General features: G+C 45.6%; 12 protein-coding genes and 1 pseudogene. 9 read left to right on the forward strand and 4 right to left on the reverse strand.

The annotated features are described in order from the left end of the window. Positions 1-51: 51 nt before the first annotated feature. The 5 genes from ACQEXR_RS11960 to ACQEXR_RS11980 all read left to right on the forward strand — a co-directional run bounded on the left by ACQEXR_RS11960 (position 52) and on the right by ACQEXR_RS11980 (position 7,527). Positions 52-1,512, forward strand: a complete 1,461-nt coding sequence (locus ACQEXR_RS11960) for a DUF3360 family protein (protein WP_427020407.1) — start codon at positions 52-54, stop codon at positions 1,510-1,512. A gap of 385 nt (positions 1,513-1,897) precedes the next feature. Beyond that, positions 1,898-3,130, forward strand: a complete 1,233-nt coding sequence (locus ACQEXR_RS11965; RefSeq protein WP_138973646.1) for an L-lactate MFS transporter — start codon at positions 1,898-1,900, stop codon at positions 3,128-3,130. A 63-nt stretch (positions 3,131-3,193) separates the two neighbouring features. Continuing rightward, on the forward strand, positions 3,194-4,807 hold the full coding sequence (locus ACQEXR_RS11970) for a VRR-NUC domain-containing protein (RefSeq protein WP_427020408.1): 1,614 nt from the start codon (positions 3,194-3,196) through the stop codon (positions 4,805-4,807). Positions 4,808-4,941: 134 nt separating this feature from the next. Continuing rightward, positions 4,942-7,299: a fatty acid cis/trans isomerase gene (locus ACQEXR_RS11975; protein ID WP_427020415.1), complete on the forward strand. Its 2,358-nt coding sequence runs from the start codon at positions 4,942-4,944 to the stop codon at positions 7,297-7,299. Positions 7,300-7,338: 39 nt separating this feature from the next. After that, positions 7,339-7,527 carry a hypothetical protein gene (locus tag ACQEXR_RS11980; protein WP_006879632.1) on the forward strand — a complete coding sequence of 63 codons (189 nt, stop codon included), beginning with the start codon at positions 7,339-7,341 and terminating at the stop codon, positions 7,525-7,527. Positions 7,528-7,563: 36 nt separating this feature from the next. Here ACQEXR_RS11980 and ACQEXR_RS11985 read toward each other — a convergent pair whose 3' ends face one another. From ACQEXR_RS11985 to ACQEXR_RS11995, 3 genes are read right to left on the reverse strand one after another with little or no spacing between them, the layout of a single operon-like run. After that, entirely contained in the window at positions 7,564-8,823 is a 1,260-nt protein-coding gene (locus tag ACQEXR_RS11985; RefSeq protein ID WP_427020409.1) for a sigma-54-dependent transcriptional regulator, read from the reverse strand. After that, positions 8,810-11,170 carry an ATP-binding protein gene (locus tag ACQEXR_RS11990; protein WP_427020410.1) on the reverse strand — a complete coding sequence of 787 codons (2,361 nt, stop codon included), beginning with the start codon at positions 11,168-11,170 and terminating at the stop codon, positions 8,810-8,812. The genes ACQEXR_RS11985 and ACQEXR_RS11990 overlap by 14 nt, the downstream gene beginning before the upstream one ends. Then, the gene (locus tag ACQEXR_RS11995) at positions 11,157-12,434 is read right to left on the reverse strand and encodes an ABC transporter substrate-binding protein (protein ID WP_427020411.1); all 1,278 of its coding nucleotides are present in this window, start codon (positions 12,432-12,434) and stop codon (positions 11,157-11,159) included. Before ACQEXR_RS11995 ends, ACQEXR_RS11990 begins: the two co-directional genes overlap by 14 nt. A gap of 357 nt (positions 12,435-12,791) precedes the next feature. Between ACQEXR_RS11995 and ACQEXR_RS12000 the strand changes: the two genes are divergently transcribed. The 4 genes from ACQEXR_RS12000 (at position 12,792) to ACQEXR_RS12015 (ending at position 17,777) form a co-directional block, all read left to right on the forward strand. After that, positions 12,792-12,950, forward strand: coding sequence for a pyruvate kinase (locus ACQEXR_RS12000; protein WP_138973642.1), 159 nt, complete (start codon positions 12,792-12,794; stop codon positions 12,948-12,950). Between the two features lie 315 nt (positions 12,951-13,265). Further along, the gene (locus ACQEXR_RS12005) at positions 13,266-15,014 is read left to right on the forward strand and encodes a formate--tetrahydrofolate ligase (protein WP_427020412.1); all 1,749 of its coding nucleotides are present in this window, start codon (positions 13,266-13,268) and stop codon (positions 15,012-15,014) included. 146 nt (positions 15,015-15,160) lie between these two features. After that, positions 15,161-17,050: a DUF294 nucleotidyltransferase-like domain-containing protein gene (locus ACQEXR_RS12010; RefSeq protein ID WP_427020413.1), complete on the forward strand. Its 1,890-nt coding sequence runs from the start codon at positions 15,161-15,163 to the stop codon at positions 17,048-17,050. A gap of 7 nt (positions 17,051-17,057) precedes the next feature. Next, on the forward strand, positions 17,058-17,777 hold the full coding sequence (locus ACQEXR_RS12015; RefSeq protein ID WP_427020414.1) for a 3'-5' exonuclease: 720 nt from the start codon (positions 17,058-17,060) through the stop codon (positions 17,775-17,777). A gap of 134 nt (positions 17,778-17,911) precedes the next feature. On the opposite strand, the pseudogene ACQEXR_RS12020 reads toward ACQEXR_RS12015, so the two are convergent. Then, positions 17,912-18,436 (reverse strand): annotated as a pseudogene (locus ACQEXR_RS12020) (sel1 repeat family protein); the annotation flags it as partial.

The raw sequence follows: 18,436 nt of genomic DNA on the forward strand, positions 1-18,436 counted from the left end.
GGAACTCTAATTGACATGGTTCAACTTCGAAACATAACAAAGGAAGACTGAATGTCTAACAAAAATAAAACCTTTTACAGGGATATGCGTCGCAAGGCGCAGGAATTTGAAAGCCGAGAAGAATTTCTAAACCATGATTTGACTATCATGAGCTTTCGTCGCTGGGGTATCCATTTACCTTCTCGCGACTACAGCATCGAGATAGAAGACTGGGTACCTGCACTCGCAGCGACGATAGGTAAAGTGGTAATGGTTACAGCTATGGTTGCCGCTTTTGCCGCTCAGTTTGGATTGTCACCTGAGTTCGTCGCGGAAAACGTACGCTATGAACTGCTCATCGCTGGCGCTCTGTTTGTTATCCTTTTTTCCGCCATTCTTAACCCCAATGCTAACTTAGCCGGTACTCATGGCCCAATGATACCGCTCATTCCGCTTATTGCTGCGGCTGGAGGACACCCTCTCGCACTCGGTCTCATGGTATGTGCATTTGGTTTGATTCTTGCCTTTACCAAAGGCGGTTCAAAGCTGATGACGCTAACTGGTGTCGGTGTCCGAGGTGGGCTATTGATCTATCTTGGTGCTGTCGGCTTGATCGGTCAGATCAATAAAACGGAAGCATGGGCCGCAAGTACTGACCAAGGCTATATTTCATTTGCTGTGATTGGTGTAACGGTGATGGTCTACGCCTACCTCGCTAAAATCAACAAACGTTGGCTGGCCATTCCACTCTGTTCTGCTTTAGCGGGCATCGTCGCTTATGTTATGGGTGCTGAGTTTGCTTTTACTACCGAACCAGGATTACCACATTTCAGCCCATTCTACTGGTGGGGTGAGAATACGGGTTGGCAATTGGGTTGGCCGAACTTAGAGCATTTTATTGCCGTCACACCATTTGCACTTTTAGCGGTTGCAATGTGGTCACCAGACTACCTTGGCCACCGTGTATTCCAAGAGCTTAACTACCCGAAAGAAGCAAAAGGCGTGCTGATGGACGTCGATGACACTATGGTCGGTGCATCTATCCGTCAAGGTGTCGGTGCTCTATTGGGTGGTGGTAACCTTGCCTCTTCTTGGGGTACATATATGATCCCAGCCGCCATTGCAAAGCGTCCAATTCCTGGAGGGGCGCTACTTACCGGCTTAATGTGTATTGCCGCATCCATCATTGGTTATCCGATGGATCTAGCGATGTGGGAACCCGTGTTGCGCGTTGCTCTGATCGTTGGTGTGTTTCTACCACTTCTCGAAGCAGGCATGCAGATGATCCACAAACATAAAGATTCATTAAGTGCTGGTATTTGTATCTTCGCTTGTGCCTTTGTTAACCCAGTGTTTGGTTGGGCAACCACAATGCTGCTGGATAACATGGGGCTGATTGGTGACCATGAACGTGCCAAGACTCTATCGGCAAAAGACAAGTACTTGATCCCTGGCGCCGCCTTCATCGTCTGTGTCGGCTCTCTTGCTGTCGTTGGTCAGTTACCAGGGATTCCTGCGCTGATCGGCCACTAATCATCGTCAAAAGGCATAGATGGGTGCCCGTCTATGCCTTTTTCTGCAATCTCAATCAGTTTCTCGTCACGCGACTGTTTCTTGTTCCTCAATTTGAGCGCTTATCGTACCGTGTTGCACAACGATTAAGCACTAACGCTTCAAACCCATAACTCAACAAACCATCCAAGCCACGTCTCATCAATTTAACTCAGTATCCACACACGTCAGAAACAAAAATTCAACACTTTTGAAAAATAATCAAATTAAGTTGAAAAAGAGATTCCAATCACACTTCATTCGGTTATAATTCGCGCCCATTATGCCTTGTGTTGATAAACGCAAACTTAATTTGAATAAATCGTCTGTTAACCGATCCTCATTGTGAGGACAACTGAGAAGAAAAATGAGCAAGATTGATAAAGCTATGCGCATCCTGCTAGCGGGATTCTGTATCAACCTTTGTCTTGGCATCCTGTATGCTTGGAGTGTATTCAACAAAGCACTAGTCACTGAATCTGGTTGGACCGCGGCTGAAGCATCAGCACCATACGCGACAGCAACCATCACTTTCTCTATCTGTCTTCTTGTTGCTGGCATCTTGCAAGACCGTATGGGTCCACGTCTTATTCTAATCCTTGGTACTGTGCTAACAGGCCTAGGTATGATCGCGTCTGGCTTTGTCGACTCACCACTGATGCTAAACATCACTTTCGGTGTTATCACTGGCGCTGGTATCGGCTTTGGTTATGCTTGTCTGTCTCCTTCTGCGATGAAGTGGTTCCACGCGTCGAAGAAAGGTATGGTTAACGGCATCATTGCTGCAGGTTTTGGTCTAGCGGCAATTTACCTTGCTCCAGTAACCTCTGCACTCATTAACAGCATGGGCATCCAAACCAGCTTTATGGTTTTGGGCGTTGGTATTCTTGCTATCGCAGTACCTCTTGCAGCAACAATCAACAACCCACCTGCGGGCTACACACCAACAGAACCAAAAGTAAAACAAGGTCAAGCACCTAAAGCCGTTAAGAAATCTGATGACCTAACTTGGAAAGCAATGCTGAAAACACCACAGTTTTACTCACTGTGGATCATGTATGCATTTGCTGCGTCAGTAGGCCTAATGATCATCGGTAACATTACAACGATTGCTAGTGTTCAGGCTAACCTACCAAATGCGGTATACCTTGCCTCTATCCTAGCGATATTTAACTCTGGCGGTCGTGTTGCTGCTGGTATGCTGGCTGACAAAATTGGTGGCGTACGTACTCTGCTGCTTGCTTTCGTACTACAAGGCATCAATATGGTTCTGTTCGCAACGTTCAAAACAGAGTTTACACTGATCATTGGTACGGCAATCGCGGCAATTGGCTACGGTACGCTGCTAGCGGTATTCCCTACGCTTACCGCTGAGTTCTACGGTCTGAAAAACTACGGCACTAACTATGGCGTACTTTACACAGCATGGGGTATTGGTGGTGCAATCGGTGCAGCAGTCGTTGGTTTCTCAATGACTAACGGCACAGGCTACACGCTAGCTTACACTATCTCAGCAGCAATGATGGCCGTTTGTATTGTGCTTTCATTCATCACTAAGCCACTCTCAGAAGCGAAGATCGCTGAGCTAAAACACGCTTAATAGATTGAATTGCTGATAGAAAGGCTTAACCTTAGGGTTAAGCCTTTTTTGTATGTATTGATCATGTCTGAGATTGTTGAACTCGAACCCGATTATTATCTTAGTAACTTCAGAAAACTGACGCTCCATGCCATAGAGTGGTATCCAGATCTGCTCTCTAAGACCGAACACGCTTGGATTACCGCTTTCGAACAACTTGAAAAGGATGCTCAGTGCCTACTGGTCAGGCTGTTGTCACGCAAAGGTGAATGGTTCCGCTCAGATAAACTTCAATATCTAGAAATAAACAGTATTCCCGCCGCGCTAGACGCACTTCACCAACAAGGATTTATTACCCTTAACCCCAAACTCGATGAAGCTGAACTCGCTCGCCAGTTATTGACCAAAGCAGAGATAGTTGCGCTATTTAGTGTCTCTAGCCGAACCCTGCGCAAAGAACAAATGCTCAATGAACTCAGTAGCGATGATTTTACTCGTTTCGAACAACTTCCTTTTACGGTCATCAAACTTTTACAACCTGCGGTTATTGATCTGCTACTGGCGCTGTTCTTTGCCAATACCCGCCAAGACTTAAGCCAGTTTGTCCTTGATGACCTCGGCCTACATCGATTTGAAAACTATTCGCTCAGTAAAACGCGTCGCTTCTTTTCTGATCGCCACCAGCTCGATCATTTGCTCGCACTTTCCCAGCTTCACCAATGCTATTCTGAATCCAACAATAGAGATTTAGAGCATCTAACTAAGCTGCTGCAACAGATTCCAGACCCTATTGCGCACTCATACATCGAACGTAAACGTCAGCATCTGATCAACGATTTGGCGCGCGATTGTGAACGCATAGGGCAACTCACCGACGCAATTTTCTGGTTTAAACGGTCTGGACTTCCTCCTTCGAGAGAGCGGCAAGCGAGAATCTATGACAAGCTCGATCAAACGCAGGCAATGAGTGACGTTGTCACGGAAATATTGTCTAGCCCTTATGACATCTGTGAGTTAGAGATCGGACACAAGTTAGCGCAGCGCATCAAACGTAAACGAGGCGAGCGAGTTACGCGTCCCCAAAAGCCACAAGTGATTGAACATCACTTACAGCTTGATCTCAGCACACAAGGTGTAGAACTCGCCGTCAAATCGCATTTCGAGCAGCTTGGCTATCACGTCTTCTATGCAGAAAATGCCGTCTTAACGGGTTTGTTTGGTCTCGCTTTTTGGGAAGTCATCTTCGCGCCTATTGAGGGTGCGTTTATCAATCCATACCAAGATCGGCCGCTAGACCTCTATCACGCAGATTTCGTCACCAAACGACATTCACAAATCGAAGCGGTATTGGAGCAAATAGCACAGTTTGGTCTTAGCCATCTAAGAGAGTGCTATCAGCTTAAACACGGGGTGAGTAACCCTTTTGTCTATTGGCATAGCTTTGATTTACCCTTGTTAAATAAATGCATCGAGTCAATGCCCAATGAGATGGTTGTCGGACTGTTTAACGTTCTCCTCTCCGACCTCAAAATATACCGAAGCGGCATGCCCGACCTAATTTTGTTTAAAGACGGTCATTTCGAATGGGTCGAAGTGAAAGGTCCTGGGGACAAACTACAAGATAATCAGTGGCGATGGTTCTATCAATTTACCCGGTTAAATGTCCCCTTCTCTGTTGCCTACGTAACCGTTATTTAACTCAAAGTCTCCTCTGTTACCTGCTAACATCGATATTGTTTCAATTAATTGACGATGTTGAACCATGTTTTATTTGCTAAGTTGATGGGCTTCTGCTGCAATTAAGCCAATATTGAATGAACACAATTATCCAGATGAATTTACGTACATTTTTCATGTTTGCTGTTGTTTTAAGTTTCGCGGGCTGTGCGACATACGCCGGACTTAATTATGACCACCTATTTGGACAGGCGAGTGTTCAAGAGCGTCGCAGCGATTTAAACAGTATAGAAAGTGATTTCTTCTTATCTGAAGTCAAACCGATCATTGATAACCGCTGCGTGGTTTGTCATGCCTGTTATGACGCACCCTGCCAACTGAAACTCTCTTCAGTTGATGGTATCGACAGGGGCTCAAGTAAAGAACTAATTTATCAAGGCACTCGCCTTACCGCCGCAACGCCTCATCGTCTTTTCGAAGATGCGCAAACGACACAGCAGTGGCGAGAGTTTGGTTTTCATCCAGTGCTTAATGAGCGTGTGCAAAACCCGACCGCAAACCTAGAAGCGGGCTTAATTGCGCGCATGCTCGCTCAAAAAGAGGCACATCCCCTGCCAGACCAGAAACAACTAGAGGGTTTCGACTTTGCAATCGACCGCAGTCAGGTCTGCCCTACCATTGAAGAATACGATCAGTACCTAACAGACTATCCGACTTGGGGCATGCCTTATGGGATGCCAAACCTTAGTTCACATGAGTACGCGACGTTAACCAGTTGGCTGCAAAATGGCGCGATCATGAACAAATCGATACCACTGACTGACCAGCAAGCTCAATTAGTGAATGAATACGAGACATTGCTCAACAAGAGCCCACGTAAGGTGCAACTGACTGCTCGTTACATCTATGAGCACCTGTTTTTGTCGCATCTCTATTTTTCTGACCTCAATGAAGAAACACCACGTTTCTTCACCTTGGTTCGCTCATCGACACCACCGGGCCAGCCCGTCCAACGAATTGCTACGCGTCGTCCTTACGATGATCCTGGCGTTCAACGAGTGTATTACCGCCTAATTCCTGAGCAAGGCACCATCGTTGATAAAACCCACATGCCATTCGCCTTGAACGAACAACGGATGAGAGATTGGAAAGAGTGGTTCATCGACGCCAACTACAAGGTTACTCAACTACCAAGTTACGATGTAGAAGTTGCTGCGAACCCTATGAGCGCATTTATCGATCTGCCAGTGAAAGCACGTTTTAAATTTATGCTCGATAATTCCCAAAACACCATCAATGCCTTTATTAAAGGGCCGGTGTGTCGTGGACAACTCGCGCTCAACGTTATCAATGACAGATTTTGGGTGTTCTTCCTTGACCCAGACAAAGCCGATCTGCCGGAAGTGAATGAATTTTACCGCTCTCAAGCAGACAACTTAAAACTGCCCGGAGAGTTAGAAAGTAATACTTTGCCCGTGACCAACTGGGTCTCCTATTCACGTCAGCAAGCGCGTTACCTTGAGGCTAAATCTGAGTTTATCAACCAATGGTTTGAAGGCGGTAAATACCTAACTACCGACATTATCTGGACGGGGAACGGCACTAACCCTAATGCAGCACTCACAGTATTCCGCCATTTTGATAGCGCATCCGTGGTTCAAGGTATGGTTGGTGAACCACCAAAAACAGCATGGATACTGGATTATTCCCTGCTCGAACGTATTCACTATCTGTTGGTCGCTGGGTTTGACGTATATGGCAACTTTGGCCACCAATTGATGACACGTATGTTTATGGATTTCTTGCGCCTTGAAGGGGAAAGTAACTTTATCGCACTCTTGCCAAAAGCGATGCGTCACCAAGAACACTCAAGCTGGTACCAAGACCAAAGCACCCAACTTAGTGACTTCTTACAGCGTAATGTTAAACCGTTCGATCAACCAACTCAGGTTCCATACCACACGGATGATCCCAAAGCAGAGCTTTATGACATTCTTCGCACTCAGCTCTCCCCTGTGCTCAGTAATCGTTACGATATAGAGCAAACCGGTTTTAGCGCTAAGAATGAAGCACTACTGAAAAGCATCAATGATATCAAAGGAGCAGGGTTACTCGTTATACCGCAAATTGTAATGATGATGATTGAATCCAATCACGGAGAAGAACAACTCTTCACTCTGCTCCATAACAATGCGCATACGAATATTTCCAGTCTGTTTGATGAAGAGAGCAATCGTGATCCAGCAAATGATGACTTAACTTTGGTGCGTGGAGTGATCGGTAGCTATCCCGCTGCGTATCTATCCCTTAAAGAAGAACAAATCCCTCAACTGGTGCAAATGTTGAAAAATATCCGCACCGAACAGGACTATGTTAAGTTGTTGGATACGTTCGCAATTCGACGCAGCTCGACCCAGTTTTGGCCTTTTAGCGACCGGGTTCATGCTTGGTATAAGGAAAATCAGCCTATCGAATTTGGTCTTCTTGACTACAATAGATTTGAGAATAGGTAGAACCGTTCAACTGCGCAGACAACGCATACGGAGGTAACTATGGGTATTAACGATAGCATCAGAGCCTTGGAGCAACAGATTTATGTCGCCTGTTCCGAAGGAGACTACGACACCGTCAAAATGCTAGAGCATCAATTAGACAGCCTGAGAAACAAGGCAGAACATCCGTTTGATGACGATCCATACGCTCCAGAAGGGAAGCTTTTTCCTGAAGATGACTGGTACTAAACGAGATAAACGCCTCACAAATCGTGAGGCGTTTTTTTATCGACTCTTATACGCGTCCTTATCGATACTGTGTTTTTTCATTCGCAGGTAAAGCTTTTTGCGCGGGACTTGCAGATACGCAGCTGACTCACTGATTCGACCCGAGTGCAGAAACAACGCATCTTCGATAACTCGTTTTTCAAAATCATCAACCAATTCGTCCAAAGGCAATTGGGCTTCGGCAGAAGTATTGTGACTATCCTTGCCAGCCAGTTTAATTATTCCAACCGAGTAGAGCTCAGCCACATTTCGCAGCTCTCTAACGTTTCCCGGCCATTCATGTGCTAGCAGTAGATCCATATATTTTGCTTCTACTTCGGGTAAGTGTTTTGCCAATTTCCGGCAACTGGACTTAAGGTAATGGTGGAACAACACTTCGATGTCATCCGGGCGCTTTCTTAGTGGTGGGACTTCAATCTCCACTTGATTGAGAACGTAATAAAGCTCTGCCACTAGTTTATTCGCCACGACAAGTTGTTGAGGGTTTTGCTCAAATATCGCGATGACACGTCCGTGCTGCCCCTTTCTCTCTTTATCAATCATATGCTGTGCAAACACGCGTTGGCACTGCTCTGAAAATCGTTCAGGACTATCAACGATTAAGGTTCCAGAAACAAACGAATAGAGCTTGGCACTCAATTCCTCACAGGCCATAGCATCGTTTGCCGATAACAATTCGAGTTCACCACCCGATTGCGACATATCATGTATCAGGTTCGCGACTAAGTGTCTGCCGACACCCATCTCGCCATAGACCACAACATGATTACGTAACCTAGAAAACTGAGAGACACTGTAGCGGATATGATTCAACTGCGCAGACTTGCCCAACAAAGATCGTTTGATGGTCGATTCCATCTCTCTCTTTTGGTCGATATAGACTTTTCGTTGCTTGAGATGCTGACGTACCGTTGCGACGAGTTTGGCAGGGTCGATCGGCTTTTCAACAAACTCACACGCCCCTTCTTTAACCGCTTCGACAGCCATTGGGATATCACCATGTCCAGTGACAACAATAACGGGTAGCCACTTATCAAACTGCTTAATCTGGCTTAACAACTCGAGCCCATGCATCTGTGGCATATACATATCGAGTAACACAACGCCCAACCAATCAGGTGATAAATAACCCATCGCTTGAGTAGGGTCTGCGACGGTTTTTGCTGCAATGCCTGCAATGCTCATCAAGTGCTGGTAAGCGTCGAGTACATCCTGATCATCATCGACCAACAGTAAAGAATAGTTAAACTCTTGCATGTGATAACTCCAAAACAACCAAGGCCCCTTTGTCTAAACGGGATGCCAAATAGATCCGCCCTGAATATTTCTCAACCAAAGATCGACTAATACTGAGCCCCAAGCCTAAGCCCACCTCTTTGGTGGTGGTAAACGGTGTGAATAGCTTGTCTATAATGAAAGGCTTAAAGCCACAACCACTATCGGATATCGCTATCACATGGTGAGATGTATTCGAGAATAGCTTTTCAATTCGAATTTCTTGGCCATGCCGATTTGACTCAGCAATGGCGTCACAACCATTGACCAGTATGTTTACCATGACCTGCTCAAGGGCTAATGCATTGCCATAGACATACAGTGGTTCGGTGATCAAATTGCATATGTTCGTTGCTTGCCGCTTGGCTTTAGGGCCAACCATTGAGATGGCTTGCATGACGATATCAGTAAGCAGTAAATTGTGCGTGACTTGATCAGTGTCCGACTTTTTGGCAAAGGTTCGCAGGCTTTTTATAATTTCACTCATTCTTGCTGACAACTGAGCCACTTGCTCAATGGAACGACTAGTCGAGGTTAAATTACCGGAATCAGTTGAAAGTTTGGCGCTATAGAGGTAGGTCGATATTGCATTCAGTGGCTGGTTTAGCTCGTGAGCTAAACATGTCATCGTCTGACCGACAACCGCCATTTTCGCCGCTTGGATCAACTCATCTTGGGCTTGTTTTAAAGTGAGTTCCGCCTTTTCTCGCTCAACAATCTCTTCAGACAAAAGGCGGTTTTTCTCGACCAAATCTGCCGTTCTGTCATTGACCATCTTCTGAAGTTCTATCGCCGTTAACTCTTGTTGTGTCACATCCGTGATTGTCACAATGACTTTATGTAATTGACCATGAGAGAAAAGGTGAAAATCGAAATGAAGATAACACTCTCTCTCGCCATCTAATGGCAAGGTAAGCGCATCATTTCCAGTGGTAAAAAGTGCCTGACCCGTGACAAATACTTTTGCTAATTGCTTGCGGTTTTGATTACGAAACGACTGCCACAGTAGCTTGTGCTCGACTGTCCCTTGCATCGCCAGTAGTTTTTGGGCGCTAAAATTTGCAGATTCAACATACCCTGCGAGATCACACGTCAATAGACTGGCAGATGTATTATTGATCAAACCAACCGCATTCGTTCTTTGTAACTCTTCGACACTTGCCCCGTAGTCAATCAGCTTTTGACTTAGTTGGCCGATTTCATCGGCACCGTCAACCACAATCCGATGACTAAAATTGCCTTTGATGATCGCATCAATACTTGAGCTCAGTGCGTTCAAACGTGCGACCACACGGCGATTTATAAAGTAGTAGGTGACAAACAAAGACAAAAGGATAGAGATGCCAAAGCACACCAATAACACAATGTTTCCATCGGAGACCAAGTTAGCCGTTCGCGCTTTCACATCAATAAAGCTGGCGTCGGCATATTTAATAATCTGACCAATCTGCTGATGAATCGCACCGAGCAACTTTTCGATCTCGCTTTTAATTTCGATGATACGTGCGTTTAGTATCACCCCTTCCGACAGCAACAACGAAAACACATCATCACTTACATATAGCACCTGCAACTCTTGCAACAATTGCTGATAGGAAATGCTGGAAGGCAGAGTTAACAAGGGTTCACTCGTGGCGATTAACTCCGCGATGTTGAATTGAATAACGGTTGAGGCATTTTTAATCTGTTCTAAGTTTTGCGCCTGCAACGACTCTGTGGTTAGCACGAAGATATTCGATTCAAGATCCAACACACTTTGTATCACCCGTAGTTGTTCGAGAGTGGCTTTATGCTTTTCTGAACTACCTCCTCGAGTCAACTGCCAGTAAAACTCTTGCCGAAATGACACCAACTCAGCATGGATATCTTGATGTAACCAGTTGATTTGCTCCTCTAACTTGGCGACTTTACGCCTTTGCTGAACTCGATCGAACACAAAATGAGTGTATTGTTCTAATGTCTGCTCTAACTGCGCATATAAACTCAACAGTTGGTCACTGTCATTGTTCTCAAGTTTGAGTGGTTGAAAATTGGACAACTTCAGCTGAATAGAGTTAAGTAACTTATCGAGTTCATTTCTCTGGCGGTTTAATTCAATCTTGTTGGTTGATGTAGAAAGCAGTTGAACTCGGGAACGAATTTCGCTACTGCGACTCTCCAACAAGTAACTCGTGTTGTACTTAGGAACACTGGTGTCGAGTAGACGACTCACCTGCTGGTCGAGCCGATACCAAGTTACCCATGCTAATACACAGACGAAGGTAAGCAGCAAAGTCGTAAAGGTAAACGCCACCACCAATCTAGAACCGATCGTTTTACATATTTTCATTGGCGATCTCTACTTGCAACTCGTGAAACATCTCTTCAACTCGCTGCAGCCCCTCCTCATATAAAGTGGCGAAACGATAGCTAAACTCCACCAGCAAGGCTTGTTCTTCGCCATCTTCTAAGGTAGAGGCATCACGTTGCGAACTGATGAGGTTGGCTAACTCATTCACTTCTTGCTCCGTGACTGGAATGGTAAAAAGCTGGTTTAGTAGCTGATGAGCAACCTCAAGCCTTGCGGCATCATTACTGTGGATTTGCACATATTGAGATAGACCTAACCAGATATCTTGTAATTCTGGTAAGCGTTTGGTGATTGCTTCATCAAAAAGAATATTGAGCAACTTCTCGCGCTTCATCACCTTCTTGAAGTCGAGCGGAGGGTTAGTGCCAAGATAGAGAGCAGGGTCGTAGATGGATCGTTTGGTTAAACTCGATTGAAGGATTCGCTGCTGTACATCATCTGACAATGCCAGTTCAACAAATCGAATCGCTTCAGCGGTCTTCGTCGCGTTTTTGGCAATCCCGATATAAGTAGGCATCAACGTAAAGTCAGGGTCATAGGTGAATCCTACATAGGCGAACTGCCTCTGTTGCGATATAGCATTGCTGTCTATGGTCGGTCCAATACCAAACTGCCCTTTCGAGACATAGTCACTTACGCCAAAACTGCGTGATGAAATAGTCCCTAAATTGGCGCCTATGTTTAGTATTGTCGCCCAGCCTTGCTGCCAACCATGGCGGGCAAGTATGCTCTCCAGCATCAACTGTGTGGTGGCTGAGCGACTCGGTGTACTCATGGTGATATGCCCAAAATAAGCAAAGGACGAGAGATCTGAAAATCGAGTGGGGATTGGCAATTTATTCGCCGCTAGATACTCTCGGTTCCATACAATTCCCGCTCCAGAGTAACCAATACTGAGCACTTTGTTTTTAATCGGAAATAAAAATGGCTCTAGCCACTGTGGAGGGTTTTGCTCCAGCGCTAGCGATGCAAGTTGATCCCTTTTATCGAGCGCCTCGAACAGGAATGGTGATGAGCTCAAAACAACATCAACACCTTGTATATAGCTCCTGTTAAGCAACTGCATTGCAGACTGGCTACGGCGATGAATAAGCTCAATATCCGCGTCTGGATTCTGTTGTTTGTATTTCGCAATTAACTCGTTCACCGGCTCACTTGAGAAGGTCGTTAAAATCGAAAACTGTTCCTTACCCGCGAGCACGATCGAACTAAATCCGATCAAACCGATGACCAATGTCGCCATTTCTATTGAACAAAACCGCCAGCCCTTCATGTTATCCCTCTCGATTTATGTGCTGAATGTCTAATTTCCTTCACAAAGCCATCATTTTCGCTGTCGCTCTGTGAGTCACCGATGACGCATTTCCGCGTCTGACCTAGGAACATTCAATCACTAATGAAACGAATTTCACTGGCTAGAGTGACATTTTTATCCCAGCCAAATGTATTAGTTGAGTCACTTTTAGCTCAAATTCGCCATTTTGCGTTTTGTTCACTTATCTCCCATCATCCTCAAAACAGACGATCACTTGCTCATTTTGCATACCAAGTACGCTATCGTCGCGAAACGCTCCTCGGGCGATTTTAAGAGGGAAGGAAGATGAAAAAGACTAAAATCATTGCAACGCTCGGACCCGAGATGCCGGATCAAAACCAGATTGAAGAGATGTTGTGTGCCGGTGTTGATGTCGTCAGGCTTGACTACCCTCAACTTCTCAAATGTCCTGCTGCCAAAGTCATGTACCGAGTTGGGCGCTGAGCGATAACGTCAAATTACTCGAAAAGGTAGGCACTACGAATAAGCCGCTTAGTGCAAATTGCGCCAACTTAATTTACCACTTGATGGCGTTTGTGCACCGCCATCCTTTACCCATGTTGCTCGTCACTATTTGTGGGACTGGCCTGTCAGAAGACAGGCCTTTTTTTAGTTAGCACGGAGGCACACATTTATTCATCACTCAATATCAGTTAAAATATGCAAAATCTAAAAATGCTGCTTTCTACGTTATATTTATCGAAACCTTGTAACAAGTAGCCACATCCCGACTTAAACTAGGTCCACATAGAGGATTTTATGCTACCTGACATCGAAATCTGCCGCACTACTCCGTTACTTCCTATAAGCAAAGTTGCACAGCGAGCTGGACTGAAAGCCGATGAGTACCAAAGCCAAGGTGAACATAAGGCAAAAGTCAGTTTATCTAGCCTAAAACGCCTTGTATCTAAGAAGACGGGTAAGCTGATTGTCGTCACCGCTATCACCCCAACGCCACTTGGCGAAGGTAAGACTGTCACGACCATTGGACTTGCTCAAGGCTTGGCTCAACTTAATCATTCAGCAATGGCGTGTATCAGGCAGCCTTCTATGGGGCCTGTTTTTGGCGTCAAGGGCGGGGCTGCGGGAGGCGGCTATTCGCAAGTAGCTCCCATGGAAGAGTTGAATCTCCACCTCACAGGAGATATTCACGCGGTCACGGCGGCGCATAACTTAGCCGCGGCTGCCATCGATGCTCGCATTTATCATGAGCAAAGACTGGGATACGAAGATTTCGAACAACGCAGTGGTTTGAAAGCATTAAGAATCGATCCTCAAAATGTGGTTTGGAAAAGGGTCATGGATCACAACGACCGAGCGTTACGCATGGTAACTGTGGGTCAAAATGAAGCTGGGAAAAACATTAATGGATTTGAGCGCTGCGATGGATTTGATATTTCAGCAGCCTCAGAGTTAATGGCCATTCTCGCCCTAGCCAGTGATTTAAAAGATCTTCGTTCACGTATTGGTCGAATCGTCGTCGCCTATGACTTGTCTGGTCAACCGGTGACGACAGAAGATCTACAAGTAGCGGGCGCAATGGCGGTGAGTATGAAAGAAGCCATCGAACCCACCTTGATGCAAACTCTAGAGGGGGTTCCAACTCTCATTCATGCAGGGCCATTTGCTAACATCGCCCACGGTAACTCGTCAATCATTGCGGATAATATCGCTACAAAGCTGGCACAATTTACGGTCACTGAAGGTGGTTTTGGCTCGGATATGGGCTTTGAAAAAGCCTGTAACATTAAAGCGCAGGTTGCCAACAAATCTCCTGATTGCGCCGTTATCGTCACGACGCTTCGCGGCCTTAAAGCTAACTCAGGTCAGTATGATCTAAAACCAGGCCAAGCGATTCCGCAGAGCCTTTACAGTGACGATCAAGACGCGCTCCTTGCTGGTTTCGAAAACTTGAAATGGCATATTAATAATGTCAATAAATACGGTATTCCGGCCGTGGTTGCCATTAATCGCTTTCCTCAGGATAGTGACTCCGAATTGCTAACGCTAAAAGCCATGGTGGAAGCCTTGCCAAATGACGTACAAGTTGCCGTCAGCGAAGGTTTTAGCAAAGGTGGATCGGGCACGCTAGAGTTAGCCCACAAAGTGATCCACCAGTGCGAGAAGCCATCCCACTTCTCTCCTTTATACCGTTTTGAACAAACCACTGAAGAGAAACTTATGGCCGTCGCCGAAGCTGGCTATGGTGCAACGAGGCTAATACTGAGTGACGTCGCCAAGCAGCAGTTGGCTCAGCTCAAAGCACACGGATTCGATGACCTTGCCGTTTGTTTGGCAAAAACACCACTTTCGATCTCGACGGATTCAAGTGTTAAAGGCGCCCCCGATAATTTTGATGTCATCGTAAGGGAACTGAAACTGTGCGCAGGTGCGGGCTTTATTTATGCCCTATGTGGCAACGTGATGACGATGCCAGGCCTTCCAGAAAAACCAGCATTCATGAATCTCGACCTTGATGAAAATGGTCACATTATTGGATTAAGCTAAACTGGCGTAGTCCCTGCCCACTTCACACTCTAAGGCTAAGTTATTCAATCTTAGCCTTTTTTCTTTAATCTATTAGCCTCACTCCATGAAGTTCGCTTGAAGATCATGTACCATTAACTCATCACTCTCAAAGATTGGACGTATTCATGGAAGCAGAACTACTGGAAATTAAGAACTTCCTTTCTCAATACCCTCCATTTGATGAGCTCGAAGATGATGTCCTCAGCTACGTCACTCAGCATATCGAAATCTCTTACTATCGAGAGGATACCCCCATCATTCACTTTGGTGATGAAATCCATGATCTTTACATGGTACGCAGTGGGGTGGTTGAAATATATCGACGCAAAGGTGAGCTCTACAACCGAATTGATGAAGGCGCAGTATTCGGTCAGATGGGACTACTGACCAACAATAAGGTTCGCTTCCCAGCGAAAGCCATCAAAGACACCCTACTCTACTGTATTCCAGAAGCGGTCTTTCAACACTTGTATGAGCAGCACGAAGCCTTTGCAGACTTTGTCGAAGTAGAAGATAACGCACGCCTGAGGCAGACCGTCTCAAACAGTAAAGAGCAAAACGATCTTACTACATCAAAGGTAAGAAACTTGCTAAACAGCATCGCACCAACGATTCACAAGACGGAATCAATCCAGAATGCAGCGATAAAAATGGCAGAAGACAATGTCTCTTCGCTGCTAATTATTGATCCCGAAGTAGCTGAGGATGATGATGACGACAACAGCCCTTTAGTTGGAATCATTACTGATAGAGACTTATGTACCCGCGTGTTAGCTCAAGGGCTCAACCCCAACGACGACGTTGCTAGCGTAATGACGACTGAAGTCATCTCACTTGATCACAACGCCTATGTCTACGAAGCGATGCTGACGATGTTGCGATACAACGTTCATCATCTTCCTGTCCTCAAGGACAAGCAGCCCATTGGCGTCATCGAAGCAACGGATATTGTTCGTTACGAATCGCAAAATTCACTTCTGTTGGTCAGCAGTATATTCCAGCAACAATCGATTGATGAACTCTCGGTATTATCTGAGCAAGTGAAAGACAGCTTTGTTCGCCTCGTCAATGAAGACGCAAACTCTCACATGGTTGGCAGTGCGATGTCCGTAATTGGACGTAGCTTTAAACAGCGTATTATCGAACTTGTAGAGCAAGAATTAGGTGAACCACCGATACCCTATTGCTTTGTGGCTCTAGGCTCAATGGGGCGCGATGAGCAACTGCTCGTCACTGACCAAGATAACGCTATCATCCTCGATAACACCTTCGTCAAAGAGAAACATGACGACTACTTTGCGCAACTGGCAAACCGTGTATGTGAAGGATTGGATAAATGTGGCTACAGTTACTGTACTGGCGATATCATGGCAACGAATCCAGACTGGCGTATGACTCGAACCGAATGGGAAGAGTGCTTTGCGGATTGGATAGATGACCCCAACCCTAAAGCGTTACTCAACGCTTCGATTTTCTTTGACCTTGATGGTGTATATGGGCGTCTAAAATGGGCGGAACAGCTCAGCGGTTTTATTGTACGTAGAGCACGTAGAAACAATCGTTTCCTTGCCTGTTTAGCCCGCAATGCAATGAATCGAACTCCTCCGCTGGGCTTCTTTAAGAGTTTTGTGATGGAAAAAGATGGTCAACACAAAAATTCAATCAACCTTAAACGACGTGGCACCGCGCCGTTAGCGGATCTTATTCGCGTCCATGCCCTCGCCGTCGGCTCGCGGTCAAAGAATTCGTTTGAACGCCTGGATGACATCCATGAGGCGGGTATTTTACCTAAAGGCAAAGCGAGAGACCTCCGTGATGCACTTGAGTTTATCTCCATCGTTCGTATTCGCCATCAAGCGCTGGACGTCGAAAATGAAATCGAGCCAGACAACAACATTGAACCAGAAAACTTATCGGATTTTGAGCGCCGTAACCTCAAGGACGCATTCCAAATTCTAAGCAATGCTCAGAACTTCCTTAAGTTCCGTTATCAAGCCAGTAATAACTTTAAGTGAGGTGACGATGCTTAACAAAATCATATCTCCCCCTTCGATCGACTGGCCGGCAAAGTTTGCTCAAAAATTGCGCACGACAACAACCGTTGCTTTACAACAGTACTATACGGCTGGGGTTCCGTTGCCCAATACACCATTGGAAGAAATTACATTTCTGGCGATGGACTTTGAAACCACAGGCTTAAACTCCGACCAAGATGACATTATTACCATCGGAACCGTTCCCTTTAACTTGAATCGCATTTTTATAAATCAAGCGAAGCATTGGACGGTTAAACCTCGTAAGCAGTTAGCGCAAGAATCGGTCGTCATCCATGGAATCACCCACTCTGACGTTCTTGATGCACCTGATCTATCTGTCGTCTATGACCAGATCTTGGCACAGATGGAAGGAAAAATAGTGGTGGTTCACTACCAGCGTATTGAACGTGAGTTTTTCGATAAAGCTCTGATGGCTCGAATTAACGAAGGAATAGAATTTCCCGCGGTAGATACCATGCAGATTGAAACTCTCCTACAGAAAAAGCTTACTGGTGGGATAGTCAACAAACTCAAGGGTCGCAAACCAGCGTCAGTCAGGCTCGGAGCGAGCCGAACCCGCTATGGTTTGCCTCAATACACACCCCATCATGCCCTTACCGATGCCGTTGCAACAGCGGAGTTGCTACAAGCACAGATTGCCCATCACTATCAGTCAGATATGCCGATCAGCCAGTTGTGGATTTGATCTTCTACGGGTCGTTACAATCACAAAGCCGCCCAAATCAAAGACCGTTCGTATAAGTAAAACTCGCGACCCTGTTTTCGCTCCAAACACGTTAAGTGGTAGGAGTTAGCTTCACTTAGTGGCTTTTACGGTAACTAGAAAAGCTCTAGAGACGTTTCATCTAAGAACATGTTTGGCGTAATATCTTTAACAAACTCTGCCACTTGCTTGTCTAATTCAGCTTGTTCTTCTTTAGTGATGAGTGTTTTAAACACAGGGCGACCTTCTTCATCTGCTAACGGTGAGCCATATTCGTCATATACATGTTCCTGTGTAATTCGGTGGGCTGATTTCTCTTTGCCACCCAAAGCGCCAAATAAGCGGTTATAGTAATAGGCTTTCTTAACGTCTGGGTGAATAATTATGTTACCTTTACTGTCCTTCTCACCTTGTGAATAACTATAATAAAACACTAAAGCAGCATCAGCGTAACCCAATTTGATTGCTTTGTTGTTCCATTTGAAAGCCTCGTCCAATGTCTCAGGCTCTAAGAGGTAATAATATAAAGACTGCATCGCGGGAGCGTGGCCTTGGTTGGCTGCAAGTTTTAGGTATTTTATTTTTTCCTCTACATCCTTCCAATAAATACTGTAATCTAAGAATCTATAACCACCGTTTTG

The organism is Vibrio sp. TRT 2004 (assembly GCF_050113735.1).
Classification (GTDB): domain Bacteria; phylum Pseudomonadota; class Gammaproteobacteria; order Enterobacterales; family Vibrionaceae; genus Vibrio.